Below are 24,628 nucleotides of genomic sequence, written 5' to 3'. Positions count from 1 at the left end.
GCACGGAATTTGCTGGGTTCTTCCCGATTTGACTTATACCTTACCCAAGCATGCATTTGAACAGTGACCTGATTTTTCGCAGCCTTGCCGAAGGTATTTTTTTATTGGACGAAACAGGCAGAATAACGACTTGCAACCCAGCGGCGAGCGCTATCACAGGCTATGATGCTACCGAAATAGAAGCCAAACCGTTTTATGCCATCGGCGAGGGCCAGGACGATCCTATCAAATACCGGTATGAGCTCGATCAGGCCCTGAAAAAGAAAAAGTTCGTGGTGGAGGGCTGGAAGATGAGGAAAGATCACACCAGGTATTGGGCGGAAACTTCTTATTCCCCGGTTTTCGACGAGTCCGGGCACCTCACCGGGTACTGCGTGCTTTTGCGCGATATTAATGAACAGAAGAAAAGGGAATTCGATCTGCTCGAAAGCGAGGAGCGCTACCGGTTGATGGTAGAGGCGATCAGGGATTATTCGATATTCATGCTCGACCCGGACGGAAACGTGATGACCTGGAACGACGGCGGGACTTTTATCCACGGTTATTCCGAAAGCGAGATCCTCGGCAAGCATTTCTCGGTGTTTTATCTATCCGCCGACCTTATCGACGAGAAGCCGAAAAAGAAATTGCAGATCGCCAGCGAAAGCGGCTCGTACCGAGAGGAAGGCTGGCGGGTCAAAAAGGGCGGCTCGCTGTTTTGGGCAAGTGTGGTTTTGACCGCCCTGTTCAACGACCGGAATATGCTTATCGGTTATTCGAAGGTCACGCGCGACCTGACCCATCGACTGAAAGACGAGGAAATACTGCGCCAGAGTGAAGCCCGGTACCGTTCCCTGGTTGAGCAGGTAGGCGATTACGGGATATTTATGCTGGATACGAAAGGGCGCATTATTAGCTGGAACGAAGGCGCCAGACGTATTAAAGGTTACAGCGCCGAGGATGTGATCGGAAAATACTTCTCCATATTTTATCCGGAAGAGGATATACTCAACGGCAAGCCCGCCTGGGAACTGAAAGTAGCGAGGTCGACTGGTAAATATGAGGAAGAGGGATGGCGTTTGCGGAAAGACGGGAGTCGTTTCTGGGCGAGTATCGTCATCACCGCGGTTTATGACACCGAGAGCCGGCTGAGTGGTTTTTCGAAAGTGACACGCGACCTTACAGAGCGCAAAATGAGCGAGCAGGCATTGCAGGAGAGTTCCGACAAATACAGACAGCTCGCGGAGGAACTTTCCGTAACTAACGGTGAGCTGTCGTCTGTAAACCGTGAATTGGAGCAGTTCACCGCCATCGTTTCCCACGATTTAAAAGAACCTGTTCGGACGGTGCGAAGTTTTTTGCACCTGATGGATCAGCACCTCGACCAGCAGAAGTTCGACCTCCTGAAAGCGAGTATCGGAAAAGGCATTCTGGCGGCCCAGCGCATGCACGATCTCATCGATAACCTGCTGCATTATTCGCAGATCAGCAAGATAGGGCTGGAACGCCAGAAGCTGAAAGTAGCAAATGTGATCGGGGAGGCGATCCAGAACCTGAACGACGCCATTGAGCAATCGGGTGCGCATATCCGTGTCGATAGCGACGTGCCGTTTATTTACGGCGACAGGGTACAGCTTGTACAGCTTTTTCAAAATCTGCTGGCCAATGCGTTGAAATTTACTAACGGGAGCACACCGGAAGTGCAGGTGAAGTCCTGGATGGAAGATGGCAGCGTAAGGTTTGTTGTGCACGACAACGGGATAGGCATTTCACCTCAAAACCTGGAAAAGATCTTCGAAATTTTCAGGAGGCTGCATTTCTCAGATCAATATCAGGGGAATGGTGTCGGCCTGGCGGTTTGCAAAAAGGTCGTCGAACGGCACCGGGGTAAAATCTGGGCCGAATCGGTGCAGGGAAATGGAGCCAGTTTTCATATTGTTTTACCCAAGATATAAGACCGGAGCATGAGAACATTCAGACTTGCCATTGTTGAAAACGATGAAGACGAGCGCTTCTTTATGTCCGAGGCGTTCAGGGCTTCCGGAGAATTCGAAATTCTCGGGGAGTTCGGTAACGGCGACCAATTGACGGAATGGCTGCATGAATCGCCACGTGAGCTTCCCGAGCTGGTTCTTTCGGACCTGAATATGCCCGGTAAAAATGGCTACGACATTATCGACGAGCTCAAAACCACCTATCCGGATATTGCGGTGTTCGCCACCTCAACCTCATCCGTTGTGTCCACGCGCGAGAAGTGTATGCGCGCGGGTGCAAAGGATTTTATCGCCAAGCCCGACATATTCATCGCCTACGATTCGTTCGTCGCCGAGTTTTACCAACTGGCCTGCCAGTGCCTGGGTGGCTGAATACTAATGGGTTAGCTTGTCATTCACCTTGACGTTCGCAAGCTTAAAGTCTTTGACCACGGATTTATCATAAGAGGCGTTTTTTGCCGTAATATCCAGGTTTTCAAAACTGAATTTCGAAAGTTTGTCATATTCGCCGGGGCTCACATCGAAAAACACGTCGCATTTCAGTTTGATGTTTTTCAGGCTGATGTTGTCCGAGTAGGAGAGCGGGACATCCTTTCTACCCTTCAAATCGAAGAACTGCCTCCAGGGTTTTACGTAAATGAGGCTGTACGCATAGCCGTCCACGTTTTCGACACTGATGAATTCGTACTTCTGAGGCGTGTCGGGGCGCATTTTGAGCCAGAGGACGCGCATGGCGTTCACGATATGGCAGTTGCGCATCACTACATTTTTGTTATGAATTGCCTCGCTCCCGCACGTAAGCGCCGCGTGGCAAAAGCCGAAGTTGGTGTCTTCGATGATGATATTCGTGTTGGCTCCGTTACGGGGATCCTGGTCAGCATAAGGCCCTTTTCCACCTTTCAATGCAATGGCATCGTCGTTTACGGCGAGGTAACAGCCCTTCACGAGCACATTGTTGCATACATCCAGGTCGATGGCGTCCGTACTTGGCGCCTTGATCGGCTCATGCGGCGCGGTGATCCTTACATTCAGTATTTTAACGTTGTTGCACTGGTAATAATGGCTCGTCCAGAAGCCCGAATTTTGAAGCGTCACTTCCTGGACCTGTACATCGTTGCTTTTCCAGATAAAGACCAGCCGCGGGCGCGACACTTCGAGGTTGGTACAATTCGGGTTTTCCTTGCGTCGCTGCCAGAATGCTTTCCAGTAATTCAGCCCGTTGCCATCGATCGTACCCTTGCCCGAAATCGAAAAGCCGTTCACGCCGTAGACATTTACCAGCGCCGGAAAGTAATCGAGGTTTTGTCCCTCCATGCGCGAAGGCATGATCGGGTAGTCGGCGATCTTGTCGGAGCCTTTCAGCACGGCCCCTTCCGCGACGTAGAGGTGTGTTTTGGGTTTGAAAAACAATGCCCCGCTCAGAAATGTACCTTTCGGGATCACTACCACGCCGCCGCCTTGTGCATTCGCCTGGTCGATTACCCGCTGGATTTTGGCCGTTTGAACAACGTTGCTATCAGTAGAAACCCCATGCTCCGTGATCACAAACTGCTTGCCAAGGTTTTTTAGCTCTATTTTGGATGTATCTGAAAACCAGGCAGGTATTTTCGTTCCGTCGGGGAAGTTGACGGATCGGCTTACCTGGGCAAAGGAGGAAAATGCAATATTTGAAAGCAGGAAAGCAAGCAGGCAATATTTCTTCATGACAGCAAATTGTGATAAAAATCCATCACAATTTGCAACTATTTCTCCATTAAGCCATCGCGCCATTCAGTCCGATACTCTGCCCGCTGATCCATTTGGCGTCATCGCTGGCGAGGAATGCGACAGTTTTGGCAATGTCTTCGGGCTCGCCCAGCCGGTTGAAGGCATTCAGGGAAGCGAGACGGTCGATTACTTCCTGAGGTTTTCCTTTCGTGAAAAGTTCGGTATTGGTAGGGCCGGGCAATACTGCGTTGACGTTGATGCCACGTGCACCGACTTCTTTCGCAAAAACGCGTGTCAGTTGCTCAACGGCGCCTTTTGTGGCTACATATGTCGCGTAGGTAGGCATCATCACACGCGTGGTGGTGGACGAGAAGTTGATAATGCTGCCCCCGTCGGCCAGGCGGGTAGCGGCTTCGCGCAGCGTGTTGAAGGTGCCGCGCACATTCACTTCAAACTGGCGGGTGAAATCCTCGTCGGTGGTGTCTTTGAGCAGTTTGGTAATCATAATGCCGGCATTGTTGACCAGCACGTCAATCTGGCCGAAGCGGGTAATGGCCGCATCGAACATGTCTTTCACTTGCGCCGGGTTCGCTACGTCGGCCTGCAATGCAATGGCCTCTCCGCCGCCGGCTTCGATCGCTGCGACCGTTTGTTGGGCCGCTTCCACGCCACTGGTATAGTTTACAATAATTTTTGCACCTGCCCGGGCAAGATGAAAGGCTACTGCGGCACCTATTCCCCTTGACGCGCCGGTCACGAGGGCTACTTTATTTTCGAGTGAGTTCATGGTCGTTTTTGTTTAGTGTTAAAGAACATTACAAAGATGGCAGACTGCCCGCGCCAGGAGCGTACAAGGATTACAGCAAGAGTTACAAATATCTCAGATCGCCTTTAAAACGAAAAAGGCTGCCGGTGATCCGACAGCCTTTCCGTGTTGGGAGAAATCTTCATTCCTGCAATGTTTTGCAAGTGCGCTATTTAAATCCGAAAATCAACGGGAAGAGAAAGATTACGGTGGCGCTCCAAATGCTATAAAGAGGCAGGAATACCGCCAGCGACGCACCCACGGCCGACAGGCTGGTTCTTTTGCTGAGCACGGAAAAAAGTTTTAGTCCGATATAAAACAAATGGGCCAGCATCAGCACATTAGCGCCCAGCACCGCGGCGCGGTTCGGCGTCAGCCCCCATTCCGAAATTCTGAACAGAACCGCCGACAATGCAATGCTATTCACAAGCAGTGTCACCGCCGATAAGAGGAACAGCAGTACAATTTGGCCCCGGTTACTGCCCGATTGGTCGGTTTCGGCTACCGAAAAGAAGATCAGGGCCATCACACCGACCAGCAATCCGTTGAAAAGCACGAGGAATTCCCGATCGTGATAGGGACTTTTGCCGGCTACAAGCGTTGCCACCAGGTATACCACCAGCATGACCAGCGCCACCGGGCTGAACAGCTTCGCGATAACCGGTGAAACCTTGCTGACGAGCGTTGGCTGTACACGGGTTATGAAGGTGGCGACGATAGGCACGGCGGAAAGCCCGCAAATCACGATATATTGAAAGTAAAATTCCTGAATATCCCAGCCAATCAGCTTGAAAAGCCCGATGGTAATGGCGGTAGTGAGCCCGCCGGATAAGACCAGCAGCCCCGACATTACTACCAGTTCGCCGGTGTAACGCAGGAATTCCAGCCAGTTTGCGCCTTTTCTCCATTTTCCGCCATTGTACGCCGCGCCCAGCAGCGACCACAGCCAGAGCGGGAGGTGAATGCACGACAGGATCAGCGTGTCGCTCTTTTCATTCTGGGGCAGCCAGTTGATAAATACTGCCGATGCGACGAGTAACAGGATTGCTAAGCCCCGGGTTTTCCACGAAATGAAGTTTTTCCATGCAAAATAGGCCATTAGCACAGGAGCGACTATGAAACCGATATTGCGTGGATAGAAAAAGTCTTCGCTGATGGAAAGCATTTCGGGCAGCTTGGCGATCAGTGCGGCGAAGAGCGAAGCCGCCACCACAAATGTGCGCTCGCCGGGCGTACCCCACGCACCTGCCCCCCCGGAAAGTTCGTCCTGACCGAAATTGAGCCGCTGGTACCATCCTTCCGCGAGCGGATTCCCGGGTAATTCGGGGTACAGTGCATTGAAAGCTGCCTTAAAGCCGGGCTTGTTGCCACGGTACAACTTTTCCAGTTGCAGGGCATTGTGTTGATTTAACAGGATTTCTTCGCGCATAAAACCATGATTGAAAATTGGAATTAGCTTTTTTCAGTGCTGAGTGAGTGTGATTAAAAGTACTTTGTATTTCAAAGTTAAAAATGAATTTAGATTCTGCAATATGGTTGGCACGGATTTTTTTGAAAAACCTGTTTTTAGCCGTTTACTAATTATGATAACCGGTTAATTGATAACACTTTAATTGCAGCCTTCGTCGTTTTTATTTTGTGTTGAAAATTAAATCGATACAATAATGGAATGGACTATTAGCATGTGGGCAGGTCTGGCTCAGCTTGGGATTGCGGTGGTGATTGCCGGCATGGGCATTCGGATCGTACTGGAACTGCGGAAAGCCGAAATGACCGACCAACCCTCGAAGTAGGGAAGAGCCCCTCGAAAAATGAACTGAACTAACTTTTGGGGCGGCAAGCCCTTATCAAAGCGCTGAATATGTAAGTAAGGTCTGCAAGCCAATGTGTTTGCAGACCTTATTTGTTATGGAAGTGACGTTCCATTTATCCAAGTTGATGCTGCGATACTTTTATTCGTACTTCATTTCAATCGCCTTAAATTCACTTTTCTGGTTCGCCGGGCCGGTAATGCTGATCCCTACTCTCGGTGCCCGGTCCCAGCGCGGCAGCCAGGGAGCTTCCAATTGCAGCGGGCTGGTCAGCGAGTCGATCTTCTGACCTTTTACAGCCCAGCTGAATGTGTAGAAGCGGCCATAGCGGCTTTGCAGTTCCAGCCGGATATTCTTGTATTTATCGGGAATCTCCTGTTTTTGAAGGGTTTCGCGTTTGCCGTCTTTCACTTGCCAAAGCTCCACGCGGTTCTGGCCGGCACCGTAGCCAATGGCATTGTGTGCATCGCCGTAAAGGATAATGTTGTGGAAGGCGGTGTCTTTGATCACGAATTCGGTTGCGAAGGTGTAGCTGCCGTTTTTAATGGTATGACCTAAAAAGTTACCCGTTATGGCTGGATTTTCGCATTCGATTTCCAGCGCCGATGCCCTGATATCGAATTTCGGCTTTGGCAGGCTTGCGTCGAACACCCAGGGAAGCCGCAAGGTGTCACGCTCATAGTTAACCGAAAAGTTGAGCGTTTGCTGCGGTACAGGTCCCACGCCGGTGGGTGACTCGGCCTGCGCGGGGGGCGTTTTGCCATATCTGAATGCAGGCCAGTGGGTTGTTTCGTCCCAAACCAGCTCGCTGAGCACGCCCTGTCGGCCGGCAAACGTGAAATCGGTGCCGTTATAGGCGTGGTGCAGGTAAAAATACCGGCGATCCGGTGTCACCACCACGGTACCGTGTCCCGGGCATTTCCAGAAATTATCCCCAAAAAGTACCGGGTTGCCCGTGTGTTTGGTCCATGGCCCTTGCAGCTTTTCGGCCCTGGCGAGCCCCACCTGGTAGTCGCAGCGATCGCCGCAGCAGGCATTGCCGGAATAGAGCATATACCAGTAATTGCCTCTTTTAAATATAGCCTGTCCTTCGGCCCCGCCGGCTTCCCATCCTGCCGGGTCTGCCTTGATGAGGCTGAATTCCTTTCCGGCCAATTTAAGGCCATCCGGCGAAAGCTCGGCACCGAGCAGTTCAATACCCCGGTCTTTGTCCAGACCATAAGCCTTCCAGGTAATGAACAGTTTTCCCTTATCCTCCACAACATAAGCGTCGATGGCCTCTTTGGTCCATTCGATGATAATGCCGTGGTCTTTGAATCCCTTTCTGATATCCTTCGTGCTGGCTACACCGATCACCGATTGCTTGTCCGATTTCCGGCGGGCAGTATAGTAAACATAGAAAGTGCCATTCCGAAAAAACAACTCGGGCGCCCAATAACTTCCCATCGTCCATTTGGGCAGCTCTGCGAACACCGGACCTACGTACTCCCAATTCACCAGGTCTTTGGAACTGTAAATGGGGTAGGCGGGCCCCCATTCCGAAGACGTGCCGGCCGCATAATACGTGTTACCCACCCGAATGACCGACGGATCCGCAAAATCGCCCGCAATCACGGGATTCCGGTAGGTGATTACCCTTGTTGGAGCGGGCTTCTGGGCCAGAGCCTGGGCAGCAACGAACCACGAAAAAAAGAATAAACCGGGCAGGAATTTCATAATCTGGTGGATTGATGGAACTGCGAATAAAGGGATTTATTTCCCGATAACAAATCTGCCAAAGCGGTAAAAAAGTAGCGCATCCTGCACGCCGATAGTTGAAATGACGGGGAATAATTGAAATATTGCAGTTATTACCTTAACTGAACAATGCACTATTTCAAAACCTTTCTGGAAGTCGCCGGCGTGGTGGTCGTTCTGATGTCGCTTATTCCGCTGGTCCGTAGCGACTACTGGACATTCCGGGTTTTCGAATACCCCAGGTTGCAAAAACTCGTCCTCAGCGTGGCCATTGCCGGCCTTCATCTCAGCCTGTTTTCTTCTACCGACTTGCAGACGCAGACGTTGTCCGCCGTATTTGTTTTAAACAGCATTTACCTTTGCTACCTGATCTACCCATTTACACCGCTTGCGGGTAAGGTAATCCTGCCTGCTCGGAAAGATCTGCCGGAAAACAGGCTGTCGATTCTATCCTCCAATGTATTTCAGGATAACCAAAATACGACCGGCTGCCTGAATCTGATCCGGAAACACGACCCCGACGTCGTACTGCTTTTGGAAACCGACAAATTTTGGCATGAAAACACCTTGGCGTTGCGCGATAACTACCCGCATGAGGTGCCGGTGCCGCTGGAAAATACCTACGGAATGTTGCTTTACTCGAAATTGGAGCTTTCTGAAATAGCGGTACGCTACCTGGTAGATGAGGAAATACCGTCCATTAAAGTACTCGTAACATTGCCTTCCGGCCAAAAAGTGCAGCTCTATTGTGTACATCCCACGCCGCCTGTTCCCGGCGAAAACCTGCATTCGACCGAGCGCGACAAGGAGCTTTTGCTGGTGGCGAAAGAAGTGAAGAAGAGCCGTTTACCTTGTATTGTGGTGGGGGACCTCAACGACGTGGCCTGGTCGTACACCACGGATCTTTTTACCCGGATCAGCGGCTTGCTCGATCCGCGTATCGGCCGCGGCTTCTTCAACACGTTCCACGCCAAAATGCCTTTGTTGCGCTTTCCGCTCGATCATGTGTTCTGTTCAACGGATTTTAAGCTGGTGAGACTCGCCCGGCTGGAAAACTTCTCGTCGGACCATTTCCCTATCCTGATTTCCCTGCAATATGAGCGGTCGGCGAGCAGTGAGCAGGACGCGCCCGATGCCGAACCGGAGGATATTGAGCTGGCGAATGAAAAAATCGCCAAAGAAGTACCGGACTGAAATCGGCTCCCGGAGGAGCTTCGACACGGAAGGGAAAATACGGGAGCCCCCTTGCCCCCCGGAAAACACCTGTTTTTGTATTCAGGTGTTTCCACGCTTACACGCTGTCCTTGCTTTGCGGAACTTTGACATGTCAATCGGGACGGGTGCTGAAAAATAATCCTGATTGGCTCTTGCGTCTGAAATCATCAAACTAAAATCCGGGGTAGCTTAAATGATTCGGGGAACTGACAGTTCTCCGAATCCCAGCCCCCAAGGGCCGTTCCCCGTAGACCCCAACAAGAAATTGTAACCTAACCGATTAATCGAATTAATTCTAGTTCTTGACGAATTAGTTACATCACTTCCTTGCCCTTAGGTATATTGCTTTCCATTGTCCGGATGCGGGTTGCTCCGGATGATCGGAAAGCAAATGCCTTTTTTAACCACTAAATCTCAGCGAACATGCCTAAGTTTATCAGTGACGAAGTTTTTGCAAAATGGGCTGCCCAGTGGCAGGCATTGGAACACAGCCGTGAGCCCTTTGGCTTTTTTAATTTGGGGAGCAAACTCCTTTTAGGCGATTTCTTTGACGGAAACGATTTTGAAACACTCGTGTCGACGCCAGGCATTTCCACTATAAAAGTGCGTTTTGGCTTTGATACGGAGGAAACCAAATTCAAACTCGTGCTCTTCGGCGTTGACAGCGCCGGACAAATCATTACGCCCTATTATGCACACGCCCCGGGCGATTTCCGGGAAGCGGGAGACGGTCCGGGTGGCAATGTGCCTGATGTTTTGGCAAGACAATGGATTAAATATTGGGAAGAAAAGGGACATGCCGGAGAAATTACCAGTCCGCTGTTTCGCACGCAGTACGGTTTTCTGAATGGCTACAATTACCCCGTAAAAGAGCTGCTGGCCGCACTTTTCAGGTTTGAGAAAATGCCGAAGATCTATATTCGCTTTGTGCTGCACCGGTATTTCCCCGCGGCCGGCGAGGCGGTCCAAAAGGAATTGACCGGCTCTTATTCTTTCGGCTTGCTATTTCAGGGCATTGCCAACCGTGGGAGCGATAATAGTGGTGCGCTAAGCCTTGAAGAGGAAAGCGGCTATTACGACCTGAGCGCTCCGTGCCCGCGGACTTGTTAATGGTAGGGGCAAGAATGGTCATGTGTTGTCAGGAATGGGGCAGCACATGATTCTCCCTGACGATACATGACCATTTCCTAATCAACCCATTTGCCTTATTTCGCGGGCGATGCAGCGATCAATTTCACCGGCCCGAGTAAGCCGCTGGGCAGCAACGGGGAATCGGCTTTGTAAAATGGCATTGTCGTAAAAGTGATCTTGTTCGTCACGCCGGGTTGCGCGTCGCCGATCAGCCGGTTCACCCAGGTATTGGTAACCTTCACCTGAATGCTGTTGGAACCTTTTTTCAACGCCTCGGTGACATCTATGCGGAACGGTTTTTTCCAGGTAATACCTACGTTTTTACCGTTGACAATCACTTCGGCCAAATTTTTGACATCGCCCAGATCCAGCCAGTATCGCGCATTCTTACTGATAGCGGGTGCATTTAAAGTATTTTCATAAGTAGCAGTTCCCGAGAAATACCTGATACCCGCATCCGCATTCTCCGAAAGCGACGTGAGGGCATTCAGCCGGGCCTGTGAGGGAGCGCCCAGGCCCGGCTGGAAGCGGACGGTCCACGCGCCCGTAACGCCCGCGATTTCCGATTCCGCCCAAACCGGCGCAGTGTAAGAATTCGCGGCTGCTTTCGCACTAAAAACGATGAAATAGGCCTGCCAGGAGTCGAATTTCAACGGTATGGTGGTGCGCCCTTCGGCGATGTGGTAGGATACCTTGCTGATTTTTCCGGTTTCGGGGTTCCAGAGTAGCGGGACTTTATCGGTAACCCGGAAGCTGACCTGCGCCTCGTTAGCGTCGTTGCTGCGGCTGTCGAGCCAGTAAATATCGCTGTCGGCCGTTTGGCGGTGCACGTAAAGAATCTTCGCTTTCTCGCCAGTAACGGTCACGTCTTTGGGGATAATGCTGCTCAAAACGGTTTCCAGCGGCTGTGAGGAAACATTTGAGTTGCGCCAAATCTGGTTTACCAGCGCACCGAATGCCGAGGCATCGTCGCTCAGGCTGGGGGAGCGTTCGGGTTTTACGCCCGCCACCTTCATGCCGGAAGCTACCAGCTCGCCGATCTTTTGAAGCACCGGCAAAGTCATATTGCGGGCGGTAGAATCGAGCACGAGCAAACGGTACTGTTGCCCCGATGGCGTTACGATAGCGCCTTTTTCTACTTTCAGCATATTTTTGACCACACTCGCATTCGCAAAATCAAAAGCATAGCCTGCCGGGATAGCGGGCAGTTTTTGAGTGGAAATCTGCGTGATATTGGAATTCTCTCCGTAGTAATAGAGCACATCCACCACCGGCTTGCCCTGTTGCAGCATGAAGCAGCTCCTGCCCAGATAATCCATCCACGCCTTCGCCTGCTCGGCCCAGGTTTCCTGTCGGGTGAAATACTGTCCGAATGGCCCCAATGAGAAGCCCGGCTTCTTGTCGTCGAGTGGCTGGTGCACCGAAGTATGGATCACGAAACGGTTCAAACCGGAGGCCATTTCAAGATCGGCGGTGCGTTTCAGCTTTTCAGGATACCAGGTAAATGCATTGCCGACGGACGTCATCGACTCGGCGGCGACGAGATTTTGCCCGTAAATATGTGCTACCGATGCCGATTCACGGATATCGGCCTCACTACGGACTTCCTCGTCGGCACCACCCGCCAGGCTGCCGGGCGTCCACATCGCGGCCATCGGGACGTCGGCCTTGCGCTTCACATCCATGCCATCGGCCAGGTAAATGCGCCCGCCCTCGTGCGACTCGGTGTAACGTTTCATTCCCCGGGCCTTCAATGCATCGCCGATGGCCTCGTAATGATTTTCGACGATTAGCTCGCCGATCGTTTTGCGGAAATCCCACAGAAACCGGTCACTTTCCGCCGCACTTTTGACTACTGCCCCCGTGAGGACGGGAATCCACGGTGTAATATCGTAACCACGTCGTTTTTTGAACTCCTCGGGCATCGCTTTCGTCCAGGTCATGTGGCCCGCTTCGTAGCTGTCCAGTACCATATATTGCAACCCTTTCGCACCCATTTGGCCGCCCGTAGCGTCTTTGTACATGTCGAGGTAGGTGTTGATGTACTTCATAACGGCCTCCTTATCCAGCTTGTCCACTTCCAGGCCGGTTGCTTCCGGCGACGCGGGATGGTTTTTGCGACCGGTAAGCGAGTAGCCAAGCCGCACGATCACCCAATTACCGTTCGGTGGGGTCCAGTTCAGGCTGCCGTCCGCACTCATTTTGGAGGTTAGGTCAACTACATCGGTGAGCGGTATGGCATCGGCATCAGGCTGCACAAAGGATGCTGTATTCTCTTTCCACGGGCTGAAACCGGCCTTCTCTTCGAACTGGTCCATTCGATCGGTATTATGGAGCAGGATTTCGGCAACTTGCACGCCCTCCGGCTTCGGTGGCTCCCCGCTGCCGCCGAACATCGCGGCGAACGGATTAGATGGCGGCGGTAGCGTTTTGAATGCAATGCGATAGAATCTGGCGGTTACTGGTGCGAATGCCAGGGTATTTTGAGGGACAGTACTGCCTTTGATGGGAGCCACATCGCGGAAGTTCACGCCGTCGTCGCTTACCCGCAACGTCCGATTGTTCGGTGCGCCGTTGAATTCTGCAAGTGCCCCGCCCGAGCTCGCGCCTACGATTGTCAATGCCTTGAAAGTCTGTGGACTATCAAATTCATATTGGATCCACATATCCTGGCCTACTTCCACGGGAGGCAGCAGACTGGTTTTACCCAAATCGCCGTCGGTCAGGTCGGAGACGGAGAATGTGCCGCCGCTGGAAGTTACTTTCGGGTTCAGGGAGGTCATAAGCTTGTCGGTAGCCGGCAAGCGGTACGCGATCACCGCAGCGTCGGCATAATAGTCGGGTACTTCCCCGGTAGGTCCGGTAATGCCGCCTTCGGCCGGCAGCGGCACATTCTGAAACTTGCCGGCTACGGGTTTAGGTTGCGGAAGTTTGCCGGTGAATGTCTGGCCGCCAGGTAACCGGGTTTCGGTCCAGACATATTTTTTCATCGCGTCGGCTGCCGGCACCCACGGTCCGCCGGTCACGCTCCATCCGGGCGAGCCGGCAATGGCCATTTCGAGCCCCAGTTTTTCTGCGAGATCAGTAGTGTGTTTGAATGCGTCCTTCCATTCCGGCGTCATGAACACCAGTTTCTTCGGCGTCACATTGGGTGTAAAAAGGCTCGCATCGAAATTCTGGAAACCGCCTATGCCTACGCGTTTCATCCATTCAAGGTCTTTGGCAATGCCTTCCTTGGTGATATTGCCGTTCATCCAGTGCCACCACACACGCGGTTTGGCGGCGTCGGGCGGGGTTTGGAAGCCTTGCCGGAGAGTTGTGGTTTGTCCGAATGCGAGCGCAGGAAGTACCCATGCAAGTAGCGCGAGTTTTTTCATAGTAATATGCTGATTTACTGCCGGAAAACTGGTCTATCGGATGGTGAAGCGGTGATTTTGTGATATCTACTTATAAAATTTAACTGGGATTTTTTTAGATATTGCTAATAGAATCGATCTCGCTCAACATTCCTTTTTGTCGGGAAATGTTTTATATTTGAACTTAACTTATAAGTGAATCGTATCTATTTTGAATTGTATTCGCAATCAAGGATGATTACCATCTATACCATCAGATTTGAGGGTAGTGAGCTTTCAGAAACGAATAACTTTGTGAATGAATATTCGGAAAATGGCTTCGCGGAAGACCTTGACATGATAAGCAGTTGGCTCGGCTATCTGAAAGACCGTGGGGCAGAACCGCGGTATTTTCGTTCAGAAAACAATGTGAGCGCTGGACCGGTCGCTTTCTCAAGATTGCGGATTTATTGTATCAGATGTAGTCAGAACATCGTCATTCTAGACGGTGGTGGAGAAAAGAAAGGGCAGAAAACCCAGGATGGCGTTGAAACCTGGAAGGCGATGAAATTAATGATGGAGATTGACAAAAGATTGATCGAGAAAATAGGGGAAGGTGATATTTATTATTCTCCTGATCTTATGAAACTTGAAGGTGAACTGTTTATAGACATATAATCATGATAAACTTATTAGAAAGGATTACTCCCGATCCAGCCATTGATAGATTCATTGGTACCAGTTTCGACCTATCCGACCGGATCCATGAAATGCTCGAATCAAAAGGATTGACGCAAAAAGACCTGGCTGAAATGCTGGGCAAAAAGGAATCGCAGGTGAGCAAATGGATGACCGGCACGCATAATTTTACGATCAAAACACTGGCGTTGCTCGAAGTGAAATTAGGCGCTTCGATTTTTCAAATCACGAGTGGTCCCATTGAGCCATTGAAAAAGAAAAGAGCGGAGCCTGATGATGTAATGGCTTAGGGAACGGGGCGTCTTTTTGGTTTAATACAAAAAATCGGGACGCCCCAATGGAGCGCCCCGATCGACAGTGTTATAATATTCGTATTCCCTTCGAAATCTTAGAAAGAGTAGCGCAATGTTACACCGTAGGTGCGCTGGTCGCCTACGACACCCGCGTACTGTCCGTAGCTGCCCGGAGCTGCAAGGAGCAGTTCGTAATAGTCTTTGTTGAACACGTTTCTTGCCCACACAAAGAACGAAATGCCGTTAGAAGCTCTGAAACCAAGGCGACTGTTGGTCAGCGAGTAACCTTCGATGTTCAGGTATTTGGATGGCGATGGGCTGGATGAGAAGCCTGAGCGGGCGAATACGTCGACACCGAGGAAGTAGTTGCCTTTCAATCCAAGGAATGTACCTTTCACGGTTCCTTCACCACCTACCGATCCCGAAAATTTAGAGATACCTGGCAGTCTGCCACCTGAAATATCCTTGAAAGCCTGCTCGCCACCTACTTCTTCCAAAGGCACGGGAGCGTTTTTGAACTTCACATATTTGCCATCGGTATAAGCTACCGCCGCATTGAACGACAGGTGGCTGAACCGGATATTACCATCCACTTCCGCGCCTTGAACACGAACTTTCTCAGCATTCGCGAGATACCCGCGGTTTACACCGGGATCAGGAGTCTGAACCTGGGTCTGGAAGTCATTGATGTCGGAACGGAACAATGTCAGGTTAAGAACCGAGTTGGCACTGGGTTTTGTTTTGATACCCAGTTCTTTATGAGCTACGTGCTCTGGTTTTACATTAGCCAGATCGAGCAATACCGCGCCGTTGGCCGTTGGCAAACCACCCACGTTCACACCGATGGGCTTGTAGCCGATCGAATAGGTAGCATAGGCATTGAAGCGGCTGCTGGCTTTGTATTGGAGCGACAACTGTCCCGAGAAGTTACCCTGGTCGTAGTTGGTATTGAATGCCTGGTCGGTATAAACAAGTCTTTTCAATGCGAGCAATGCCGGGTCGGTCGTTTGCAGGCCACCATATGTTTTTCGCTCATAGTCTACAACCTTCTTATCGTAGTTGTAACGTACACCCGGCAACACGTGCAGCTTGTCGGTGATAGCCCAGTCGGCCTGTGCAAAAACAGCCAAGCTGGTGCTTTTAATGCGGTTGGTGGTGCGGATACCGAAGTTATCGAGCAAGCCCGGTGTTTTCCAAAGCTCACTGGTAGTGCTTTGTGCAAAACGCCATTGTGCCGAACCTGCTTCTTCCGTTTGTACCGGATCCGATTTCAAATCTTGCCAAAGGCCGAACAAGCCCACTACGCCGCTGAGTTTCGGAGAGATTTTACCCGAATAGCGGATCTCCTGTGACCATTGGTCGTGTACCGAGTTACCGGAAGAGATCGTGAATACCGGCAATCCAATGTAATCACGGTCGTTAAGCGGAGTCCATTTCCAGAAGCGCCAGGCCGAAGTGGCGGTAAGCGTTCCGTTCCCGATTTTGATATCTGCGTTGGCCGAAACACCGCCCAGTCTGTTGTCGGACTTCGAAGGTGTGTCAAGGTCCAATTTGCGTTCGAATGCACTTGAATACGGGAGTTTGTAGCCCAAATCAGCGATGATCGCGTCGAACTGGCGGTAAGCCGCACGTTTGGTAGGCACCACACCTGCTACCGGCCAGCCGTAACCATTTGGTTTCTGGTCCGAAACGTCACCGATTACGGTAATGTTGACTTTGCTGCTTGGTTGGTAAAGGATCTGTCCGCGTACACCAATGTTGTTGATGTCGTTGATCGGCTGTTGTGTATGCTCATTGAAGAACAGGCCGTTGCGCTGCGTACCAGTGAATGAAACGCGTGCCGCAAGTTTTTTGCTGATCGGACCGGTGAATGATCCTTTGGCCTGAATGTAACCGAAGTTACCGTAGCTCAATTCAAAGCTGCCGCCTGGATCGAACTGGGCACCGCGGGTAGTAATGTTGAATGCACCGGCAGTTGTGTTCTTTCCGAAAAGCGTTCCCTGAGGCCCGCGAAGTACTTCAATGCGCTCGATATCGATGAAATCCAGGGCGGTAGCTGCCGGACGAGCATAGTAAACGCCGTCGACATAAAAACCTACACCCGGGTCGATACCGTCGTTGGTCAGACCGTAGGTCGAACCAAGTCCGCGAATGTTCAATGTGGTGTTACGTGCGTTTGAAACGTAGAGCTGAACAGTAGGAACAAGTTCTTTCAAACGGTTCACATTGAACGCACCCGCGTCTTCCGCTGCCGACCCGCGGATCACGGAGATCGGAATAGGTACTTCCTGTGCCGATTCCTGGCGACGACGCGACGAAATGATCACGTCTTCCAGGTTATCCGCCGAAGGGTCAAGCTTAATAGTTACCCCGCTGCCTTCAATCACTGTCTCTTTCTTGATATAGCCCAAAAACGAAACGACCAGTGTAAATGGAAGTTTCTGACCTGTTACAAGCTGGAACTGCCCGTTTGCATCTGTTGCTGCTCCGTTGGTCGTCCCCTTGATGGTTACGGTCGCGCCGATGAGTGGGGAGTCGGTAGCTGCATCAAGAACCGTTCCGGAAACCGTCGCATTGACGATCGGGGCGTTTTGAGCATGGGCAACAAATGAGGCGAGTAGAATTGCTGAACTGAATAGGGCTTTTAAAAATGGCTTCATAAATGAGGATAGCTTTACTGTTTTTCGATGGTGTTTTTGAGTGGTGGTTACTGCGAAACAGCCTGTCCTAGTGCTGCTTTCGGCGATTCGGACAACAACAGTAAGGTATAATCGGTGGTTTCATATGTAGGGATTGTAAGTTCGGGGACAAAGCTACTGATATTATTAAGTATATAGAAATAGTAGAGTAATATTTTTTTAAAATAATAAACAAACAGGCCGGGAACATCGTCCGGGCCTGTTTGTAATGCGTTGTAAATGAGTAGACAATACGCTCAATGCCGTCGCCGGACTTGATGCGCGGCATATTGCGGTTTTTGTTAATGCGCCAAGACGGCATCCCGGCCAACGGTATTTCCGGAGTATTTTTCAAGCCGGCGGAACATGGCGTAAGTGACTGAAACCATTACAAATGCAATGATCGCATCGACGGTTGCCGCAAAGCCTATCACCGCCAGTTTAGACACGAATGCAAAGATGATATCGAACAAGATCCCCGCAAAGACCCATTCTTTCAGTCTGTGCAGCTTGTTGGGAGTAAGCAGCACGGCCACGCCTGACAGTTTGAAAACGCCGAGCAGGTAAATGAAATGTGCCGGGTAGCCCAGTTGCACGGTAATGTCCCACACGACGGGGTTTTTGGTCAATTCGAAAAAGCCGCTTGCGCCGAACCAAAGGGAAGTTAATGCCGTGCCTATCCAGTAGATTGTGGTTGTTGTTTTCTGTGTCATGACCTTGATTGTTTTTGAGTGAATGATGACACAAAACTGGCCTGAAATCAGCATCTGCACATGCGCAATCGTGCCGAAATGGACGCATCCACAGCCGGGTTGGACGGCGCGGGTGGTGACATTGGCAACGCGACCGGTGTTTTTTGGTATGGTTTTTACATCAAATGCGTAAACTAAATAGCTGCAATAGGCCGGGAAAGCCGGTTCTTGCAATTTCAGGTTATGGTAAAAGAAGGAAACCCCATTATTCGCAATCCCTATACGGCCGATCCGACGGTGCTTGTCCATGACGGAACGGTTTATCTCTATACCGGCCACGACAATCCACCTCCTGGCACCGACGATTACTATATGCAGGATTGGCTCTGCTTTTCTTCCAACGACCTCACGCATTGGACCGAATGTTCATCGCCCCTGAAAGCCACGGATTTTCAATGGGCGAGCGGCGACGCCTACGCATCGAAAGTGGTTGAATATCGGGGTAAATTCTATTGGTTCGTATCCGTAACGCACGCGGGAGGGTCCCGGAAGGCAATCGGTGTAGCTGTTTCTGAAAATCCGACGGGGCCATTTGAGGACGCGAAGGGCTCGGCGCTGGTTACCCACGATATGTTACCGTTTAGCGAAAGCGACAAAGCCAACCTCGATCCGACCGTGCTAATCGACGATGACGGGCGTTCGTATTTGTTCTGGGGTAATGGGCAATGCTATTTTGCCGAACTGCAAAGCAACCTTACCGGACTTGCCAGCCCGATTGCCGTGATCGATCTCCCCGGATTTGCGGAAGGCGCCCACATTCACAAAAAGAACGGCATCTATTATCTTGCTTATGGCTATGGTTACCCGGAAAAAGTGGCCTACGCGATGAGCCGCAACATCCATGGTCCATGGGAATTCAAAGGTATTCTGAACGAAATCGCCGGAAACTGCGCCACCAACCGGCCTGCGATTGTTGAATTTAACGGCTCGGATTATTTCTTCTATCACAATGGTGCATTACCCGGTGGTGGCAGCCACCGTCGCTCCGTTTGCGTCGACCGATTGTATTATCAAGAGGATGGTTCGATGAGCAAGGTGGTGATGACGACCGAGGGCTTAGGGTGACGTTGCAGGTGTTATAACGAACCCAAACGCGTGCGGAAGGAGTTGATTGAAGTTTATTTTGAATATAGTATATAGGATATATAGAATAGATATATTTTTGTGGCCACATCTCTTGTTACACTTTTTTCCAAAATCATGAAGACCTCTGCATTCTTCGCCCTGGCATTGATGACCTTCTCTGGTGTCGTGGCGCAAAAGAAACCCGCGTCCGACCGGAAAGGCCCGGAAAATCGCCCCAACATTATCCTGATCATGGTCGACGACCTGGGCTATTCGGACATCGGCGCGTACGGTTCCGAAATCAAAACGCCCAATATCGACCAGCTTGCCGGTGAGGGCATCCGCTTCCGCGAGTTTTACAACAACTCCATCTGTGCCCCCACGCGTGCGTCGCTCATCACGGGCCAGTACCCGCACAAGGCCGGGGTGGGGTATTTCAATGTGAACCTGGGCCTGCCCGCTTACCAGGGATATCTCAATAAAGAGTCGCTTACATTCGGCGAAGTGCTCCGCAATGCAGGTTACAGCACGCTGCTGAGTGGCAAATGGCACGTCGGCAATGATAGTATCGCTTGGCCTAACCAACGTGGTTTCGACCGTTTCTATGGGTTTATCAATGGCGCGAGCAATTATTATGATATTGGTAAATACGGCAAAGGCCAGCCTGTGGAGCTGGTTGAAAACAATAAGCGCATCAATCTGCCGCCCGATAAATACCTGACCGACGAGATTACCGATCACGCGCTCGGCTTTCTCGACGAGCAAAGCAAAACAGCCAAGCCTTTCTTCCTTTACCTGGCTTTTAACGCCCCGCACTGGCCGCTCCAGGCACCCGAATCGGATATTGCGAAATACAAAGGCCGGTACAGCATCGGGTGGGATTCGCTGCGCAGAGAGCGGATCGAACGCCAGAAAGCATTGGGTATCGCCGACCCGAAACAGGCAATAGCCGTTCGGGATAAGGACGTGACGCCCTGGGATAATGTGCCTTATGATGAAAAATTGCTTTGGGAACGAAAAATGGAGATCTACGCTGCGATGGTCGACCGGGTAGACCAGAACATCGGCAAGCTTCGCGAGAAGCTGAAAGCGCTGAACAAGGACGATAACACATTGATTGTCTTCATTTCCGACAACGGCGCGCAGGGCGGTTACGCAGGCGCATCGCCCCGCAGGCCTCAGCGCAATACCGGCCCGGCGGGTACGGCAGGTTCGTATGTCTACCAGGATCAGCCCTGGGCGTATGTGTCGAACACGCCGCATTCGGCCTACAAGAACAATATGCACGAGGGAGGGATTAGCGCGCCGTTTATCGCCTGGTTTCCGAAGCAGATCAAAGGCGGACAGATCGTAAAAGGTACCGGCCACCTGATCGACCTCGCGCCGACGTTCTATGATTTGGCCAAAGCAGCCTATCCGGCTTCTGAAAAAGGGATTAATATCAATCCGCTTCCAGGCAAAAGCCTCGTGCCCGTGCTCACGGGCAAATCCACAGAGGTAGACCGTGGCGGCGAGCCGATTTTCTGGGAACGCGCAGGTAATAGGGCAGTAAGAAAAGGCAAATGGAAGATCGTTTCGACTTACCCGGCTTACAAATGGGAGCTATACGACCTGGAAACCGATAGGGGAGAAACCACCGACGTAGCCTCTGCGAACCCAAATATCGTAGACCAACTTTCCGCCGACTATTTCCGTTGGGCGGAAAAAACAGGGGTCGTGGAATATGATAAGATCAAGCCGGCCACTCCGATCGGTGCTCCCGCCGAACGGCCGAATCGGAGACCGCCTACTTTTTGAGCATTTGCATAGCGTCCTCGCATGTGCTTCGACTTCGCTGCATGACATCCGGATGTCAATGCTGAGCGAAGTCGAAGCATTTTTGTGAGATGTCACCAAAACGGCCTATTGTCCTCACTCGGTCGGCGCGTAGCCGAATTGCTTTTTAAATGCATACCCGAAATGCGACAGATTTTCAAATCCGGCTTCAAGGTAAACTTCCGACGGACGCCGGTTTTTCTCCCGGATGAGGTAATGCGCCAGGTCCAGCCGCTTTTCGGTGAGCCATTTCTGCGGTGTGGTTTGGAAGGTCTTTTTAAAATCGCGCTTGAAAGTGGTGAGGCTGCGGCCGGTGAGGTAGCCGAATTTAGTCATCGGCAGATTATACATATAATGATGCTCCATGAAATCGGCGAGGTTGATCTTGCCGGGCTCTCCGAAATCGGCCAGTAAGTGATCGATTTCCGGGGCGAGCGTCCTCAAAATGGTAATGGCTTCCGTGACTTTAATAGCTGCCAATGCTTCGGGTAACGGATCGCGCAGGTCGAAATAGGGTACCAGCGACGCCAGGCAGCTTTGCAGCAGCGGATGCTTGCCGAATGTCCTGAACCCGGGTTTGGGTACGGGCTTTACCTCCACTTTATTTTTAGCATAATAATCTTCCAGGCGCTTCGCCGTCAAATGCATTACCACCGATCGATGAGGTAAACCGTCCTTGGGGTAGTTGATTACCGTCACCAGCTCATGCCTCGGAAAGAAAAGCGTATCCCCCGCGCCGAAAAGGTGTGTTTGGCCGCCTTGCACGATCTTCGTTTCCCCCGAAATAAACCAGACTATCAAATGCTCCTCAAAAAGCACGTCGCTTTTGTGAAAATGTTCGGTAAAACCGGAGATTTTCAGGTCGGGATGAATGTAATGCGCCTCGTGTGCCACCGGTTTTTAGTTTATTTCAAAAGTAATACCTGTCATTTGTTCGCTCAATGTCCAAAGCCTGCGGGCGTTTTCCGGGTCGATGGAATAGGGTTTTACTCCCCGTAATGTCAGCGGCTCATCGTATCGGTGTTCGATGTCGTCATTGTCGATCTCGGCCACATCGGTGTTTTCGCAATATACACCGCCCAACCCTGCCAGTTGCGGGTTGGTAGCACACCAAACCGTAGTTGCTGCGCCTTGGGGGATGGTTTTTAACTTCCTGGCTACCTCCGGGTAAATGTTACCGCTGGCATCGTGCGTACCCATTTGCTGGAAAAGCTCCATCGGTGCAACACGGCCAAGGTCGGTGCCATTCACCGAGCCGGGGTGGAGTGAAAATGCACGCACGCCGAATGCTTTTCCCCGCCGGTCGAGCTCCACGGCAAATAGGTTATTAGCCGTTTTGGACTGGCCGTAACCCGCCAGCGTCTGGTATTCCCGGTGTTCAAAATTTGGGTCTGCAAAATCAAACGGGGCGATATGGTGACCGAACGAAGAAACGCTGATCACCCTCGCGGCACCGGCTTGCTTCAACGCGGGCCATAACCTGGCCGCAAGCTGAAAATGGCCCAGATGGTTGGTCGAGAGCTGCGATTCGTAGCCCCGTGCATCCCGTTGGAGCGGTACCCACATAATGCCCGCATTGTTGACCAATATATCCAGCGGACGTCCGGTTTGCAAGAATTTCTGCGTAAAACTGTCGATGGACGCCGGGTCCATCAGGTCGAGGGATTCGACGGTCGTATTCGGAATGCCCGCTACATTGCGGGTCGCCTTGGCCAGGTCCCGGGCCGGGACGATCACGTGCGCGCCAGCTTCCGCGAATGTCCTGGCCGTTTCGAGGCCGATGCCCGCATAGCCGCCGGTGACGATGATGGTTTTTCCGGTGAGGTCAATGCCCCTGATCGCATCCTGGGCCGTAGAAAAGGCGTCGAAGCCGGAGCCGATGGGTTGCTGCGCATTGCCAGGGCGAATCTCTGTTGTTGCTGATTGTTTCATAAAAGTCTGATTGTTTTGATGAAACAAAATTAGCCTGACCCGCTCCCGACGGTTTTGTTTTAAAGTCCGATTTTATTTGTTTTAAAGGCCATCCCCAGTGCGCCTGAAAAGCCGGGGCAACAAAACCGGCCGCTATGCCTTTTGCAGCAGGTAATTTTGTTATTTTGGCGACAGATAAACACGACCGCTGGCACCTGATGAAACCGAAATTTGTAAGTATTAGTGATGAAATAATAGAAAGGATCAAATCGGGCGAATTGCAGCCCGGTGACAAGGTGCCTTCTGAGAATGATCTCATCAAAAATTACAAGGTAAGCAATACCACGGCGCGGAAAAGTCTGCTTGAAATTGAAAATCAGGGTTGGGCGCGCCGCATTAAAGGCAAGGGAACATTTGTGCTGAACCGGACGGTTGGCCATCACCTGATCCGCACGTTGGGGTCTATCAATGCCACCCGGCGCGGCTTCCACGAAAGCCTCATCGCCGAGGGCTTCGAGCCGCATAATGTGGTGTTGGAGAAAACGGTGCTCGACGATGGGATATCCTCTGAAATAGGCGGCAAGCATTTCATTATGGATGGGCCGGTGCTGAAAATCCACCAGTTGCGGTATGCCGACGAGGAGATTATCAAGGACGAGATCAAGTATATTTCCCTCACGCTTTGTCCGAAGATCAACCGCATGCCAACGGAGATCTCGTATTTCAAGGTTTATGAAAATACCTACCACCTGCGCATCGACGAGGTGAAGCAGACGCTGAGCACAGAAATCGTGCAGCCCGGCTCGGAAGTGGATAATTTTGAATTAACGGCGCCCACACCGATGTTCATCCTCGACAGTGCGGTAATCTGCCCGGACAGCCAGGTGGTGGAAATCGAGCGCTCGTTTTACCGGGGCGACAAATACAAATTCGCTATCAGTGCGAACCCCGATTACCAGAACACCTGATCCGCATTAAAGGAAATAGGGAAGGAGGCTGTTCACAATAAGCGTATGACCGGCCAGATTCGGATGATTGACCGACGACATTACTTCTTTCAGTTTACCCTCTTTCACCACTTTTTGAAAATTCACATAGGGATCGGCGAGACCGGTATGATACTGTTTTGCCAGCTCACGAATTTGCGCTGCGTAGGGATCGAGCGGGTTTGCAGGATCTGAAATATCGATGCGCTGATCGGGCGAAGGCGTTACCAATATTACTTTGATATTTTTCGCCTGCGCGGCGAGAATCATCTTTGCCAATGCTTCACGGGTTTTATCCAAAGGTGAAAACCGGTCGTTCAATGCATAATCGATGAAAATCACATCGGGCTGGTGCGGTAACACCTCCGATTCAAAACGCGTCGCACCTTTCAGTGAATTTTCCCCGCCAACCGCCGTCACGATCACATTGACGACGGCGTAAGGATATTTGTCTTTCAATGCCTTCAAAAACAAATTGGGATACGATTCCAGTGTGTGCACTTCATGGTTATCCCAAAAGCCTGCCGGTACCGAATGCCCGTGAAAAACGACGTTAATGCGCCGGTTCTTCGGCCATTGCGTACGTAGTTCGCGTTTTACATCCGATAAATAGGTCGAGTCGGCGACTTGCCCGAACGTATTGGTAAAAGCAAAGAGCAGGACGGGAAGCAGATATTTCAGCATGGTTCTTTCGGGGAAATGAGTGAATGAGTCA

At 51.3% G+C, this 24,628-nt stretch carries 20 protein-coding genes; 10 read left to right on the top strand and 10 right to left on the bottom strand.

What is annotated here, in order from left to right:
* Positions 1-50 precede the first annotated feature (50 nt).
* Both IEY24_RS09725 and IEY24_RS09720 read left to right on the top strand, forming a co-directional pair.
* A complete protein-coding gene (locus tag IEY24_RS09725) occupies positions 51-1,934 on the top strand; it encodes a PAS domain S-box protein (protein ID WP_188931104.1) in 1,884 nt (627 codons plus the stop codon).
* A gap of 9 nt (positions 1,935-1,943) precedes the next feature.
* A complete protein-coding gene (locus IEY24_RS09720) occupies positions 1,944-2,345 on the top strand; it encodes a response regulator (protein ID WP_188931102.1) in 402 nt (133 codons plus the stop codon).
* A 3-nt stretch (positions 2,346-2,348) separates the two neighbouring features.
* On the opposite strand, the gene IEY24_RS09715 is transcribed toward IEY24_RS09720, so the two are convergent.
* The 3 genes from IEY24_RS09715 to IEY24_RS09705 all read right to left on the bottom strand — a co-directional run bounded on the left by IEY24_RS09715 (position 2,349) and on the right by IEY24_RS09705 (position 5,914).
* Entirely contained in the window at positions 2,349-3,677 is a 1,329-nt protein-coding gene (locus IEY24_RS09715) for a rhamnogalacturonidase (RefSeq protein ID WP_188931100.1), read from the bottom strand.
* Between the two features lie 49 nt (positions 3,678-3,726).
* Entirely contained in the window at positions 3,727-4,467 is a 741-nt protein-coding gene (locus tag IEY24_RS09710; RefSeq protein WP_188931099.1) for an SDR family oxidoreductase, read from the bottom strand.
* 187 nt (positions 4,468-4,654) lie between these two features.
* Entirely contained in the window at positions 4,655-5,914 is a 1,260-nt protein-coding gene (locus tag IEY24_RS09705) for a hypothetical protein (RefSeq protein ID WP_188931097.1), read from the bottom strand.
* 235 nt (positions 5,915-6,149) lie between these two features.
* Here IEY24_RS09705 and IEY24_RS32955 point away from each other — a divergent pair, with 235 nt between their 5' ends.
* Positions 6,150-6,278, top strand: a complete 129-nt coding sequence (locus IEY24_RS32955) for a hypothetical protein (protein WP_262892334.1) — start codon at positions 6,150-6,152, stop codon at positions 6,276-6,278.
* Between the two features lie 159 nt (positions 6,279-6,437).
* On the opposite strand, the gene IEY24_RS09700 is transcribed toward IEY24_RS32955, so the two are convergent.
* Positions 6,438-8,012 carry a glycoside hydrolase family 43 protein gene (locus tag IEY24_RS09700; RefSeq protein WP_188931095.1) on the bottom strand — a complete coding sequence of 525 codons (1,575 nt, stop codon included), beginning with the start codon at positions 8,010-8,012 and terminating at the stop codon, positions 6,438-6,440.
* Between the two features lie 150 nt (positions 8,013-8,162).
* Here IEY24_RS09700 and IEY24_RS09695 point away from each other — a divergent pair, with 150 nt between their 5' ends.
* Both IEY24_RS09695 and IEY24_RS09690 read left to right on the top strand, forming a co-directional pair.
* The gene (locus IEY24_RS09695; protein ID WP_188931093.1) at positions 8,163-9,227 is read left to right on the top strand and encodes an endonuclease/exonuclease/phosphatase family protein; all 1,065 of its coding nucleotides are present in this window, start codon (positions 8,163-8,165) and stop codon (positions 9,225-9,227) included.
* A gap of 444 nt (positions 9,228-9,671) precedes the next feature.
* A complete protein-coding gene (locus IEY24_RS09690) occupies positions 9,672-10,358 on the top strand; it encodes a hypothetical protein (protein ID WP_188931090.1) in 687 nt (228 codons plus the stop codon).
* 95 nt (positions 10,359-10,453) lie between these two features.
* Here IEY24_RS09690 and IEY24_RS09685 read toward each other — a convergent pair whose 3' ends face one another.
* Complete coding sequence (locus IEY24_RS09685; RefSeq protein WP_188931088.1) at positions 10,454-13,756, bottom strand: glycosyl hydrolase; 3,303 nt, start codon at positions 13,754-13,756, stop codon at positions 10,454-10,456.
* 213 nt (positions 13,757-13,969) lie between these two features.
* Between IEY24_RS09685 and IEY24_RS09680 the strand changes: the two genes are divergently transcribed.
* Together IEY24_RS09680 and IEY24_RS09675 are read left to right on the top strand one after the other, a co-directional pair.
* Positions 13,970-14,392, top strand: a complete 423-nt coding sequence (locus tag IEY24_RS09680) for a hypothetical protein (RefSeq protein WP_188931086.1) — start codon at positions 13,970-13,972, stop codon at positions 14,390-14,392.
* Between the two features lie 2 nt (positions 14,393-14,394).
* Positions 14,395-14,703, top strand: a complete 309-nt coding sequence (locus IEY24_RS09675) for a helix-turn-helix domain-containing protein (protein WP_229221739.1) — start codon at positions 14,395-14,397, stop codon at positions 14,701-14,703.
* Positions 14,704-14,801: 98 nt separating this feature from the next.
* On the opposite strand, the gene IEY24_RS09670 is transcribed toward IEY24_RS09675, so the two are convergent.
* Positions 14,802-17,366, bottom strand: a complete 2,565-nt coding sequence (locus IEY24_RS09670) for a TonB-dependent receptor (RefSeq protein ID WP_188931084.1) — start codon at positions 17,364-17,366, stop codon at positions 14,802-14,804.
* Positions 17,367-17,686: 320 nt separating this feature from the next.
* Entirely contained in the window at positions 17,687-18,097 is a 411-nt protein-coding gene (locus IEY24_RS09665) for a DoxX family protein (RefSeq protein ID WP_188931082.1), read from the bottom strand.
* A 222-nt stretch (positions 18,098-18,319) separates the two neighbouring features.
* Between IEY24_RS09665 and IEY24_RS09660 the strand changes: the two genes are divergently transcribed.
* Positions 18,320-19,201: a glycoside hydrolase family 43 protein gene (locus tag IEY24_RS09660; protein ID WP_188931080.1), complete on the top strand. Its 882-nt coding sequence runs from the start codon at positions 18,320-18,322 to the stop codon at positions 19,199-19,201.
* Between the two features lie 135 nt (positions 19,202-19,336).
* Positions 19,337-20,998, top strand: coding sequence for an arylsulfatase (locus IEY24_RS09655; RefSeq protein WP_188931078.1), 1,662 nt, complete (start codon positions 19,337-19,339; stop codon positions 20,996-20,998).
* 114 nt (positions 20,999-21,112) lie between these two features.
* Here the strand turns inward: IEY24_RS09655 and IEY24_RS09650 are convergent, their stop codons facing one another.
* Complete coding sequence (locus tag IEY24_RS09650) at positions 21,113-21,910, bottom strand: helix-turn-helix domain-containing protein (RefSeq protein ID WP_188931076.1); 798 nt, start codon at positions 21,908-21,910, stop codon at positions 21,113-21,115.
* 6 nt (positions 21,911-21,916) lie between these two features.
* Positions 21,917-22,948, bottom strand: coding sequence for an SDR family NAD(P)-dependent oxidoreductase (locus IEY24_RS09645; RefSeq protein WP_188931074.1), 1,032 nt, complete (start codon positions 22,946-22,948; stop codon positions 21,917-21,919).
* A gap of 134 nt (positions 22,949-23,082) precedes the next feature.
* Here IEY24_RS09645 and IEY24_RS09640 point away from each other — a divergent pair, with 134 nt between their 5' ends.
* Complete coding sequence (locus IEY24_RS09640; RefSeq protein WP_229221737.1) at positions 23,083-23,895, top strand: GntR family transcriptional regulator; 813 nt, start codon at positions 23,083-23,085, stop codon at positions 23,893-23,895.
* Between the two features lie 6 nt (positions 23,896-23,901).
* Here the strand turns inward: IEY24_RS09640 and IEY24_RS09635 are convergent, their stop codons facing one another.
* A complete protein-coding gene (locus IEY24_RS09635) occupies positions 23,902-24,597 on the bottom strand; it encodes an SGNH/GDSL hydrolase family protein (protein ID WP_188931063.1) in 696 nt (231 codons plus the stop codon).
* Positions 24,598-24,628: the final 31 nt, after the last annotated feature.

The organism is Dyadobacter endophyticus (genome assembly GCF_014641595.1).
In the GTDB taxonomy this organism is placed as follows: Bacteria; Bacteroidota; Bacteroidia; order Cytophagales; family Spirosomataceae; genus Dyadobacter; species Dyadobacter endophyticus.
The sequence above is the reverse complement of the archived record's forward strand: the minus strand, read 5'-3'. Positions and strand labels throughout refer to the sequence as shown.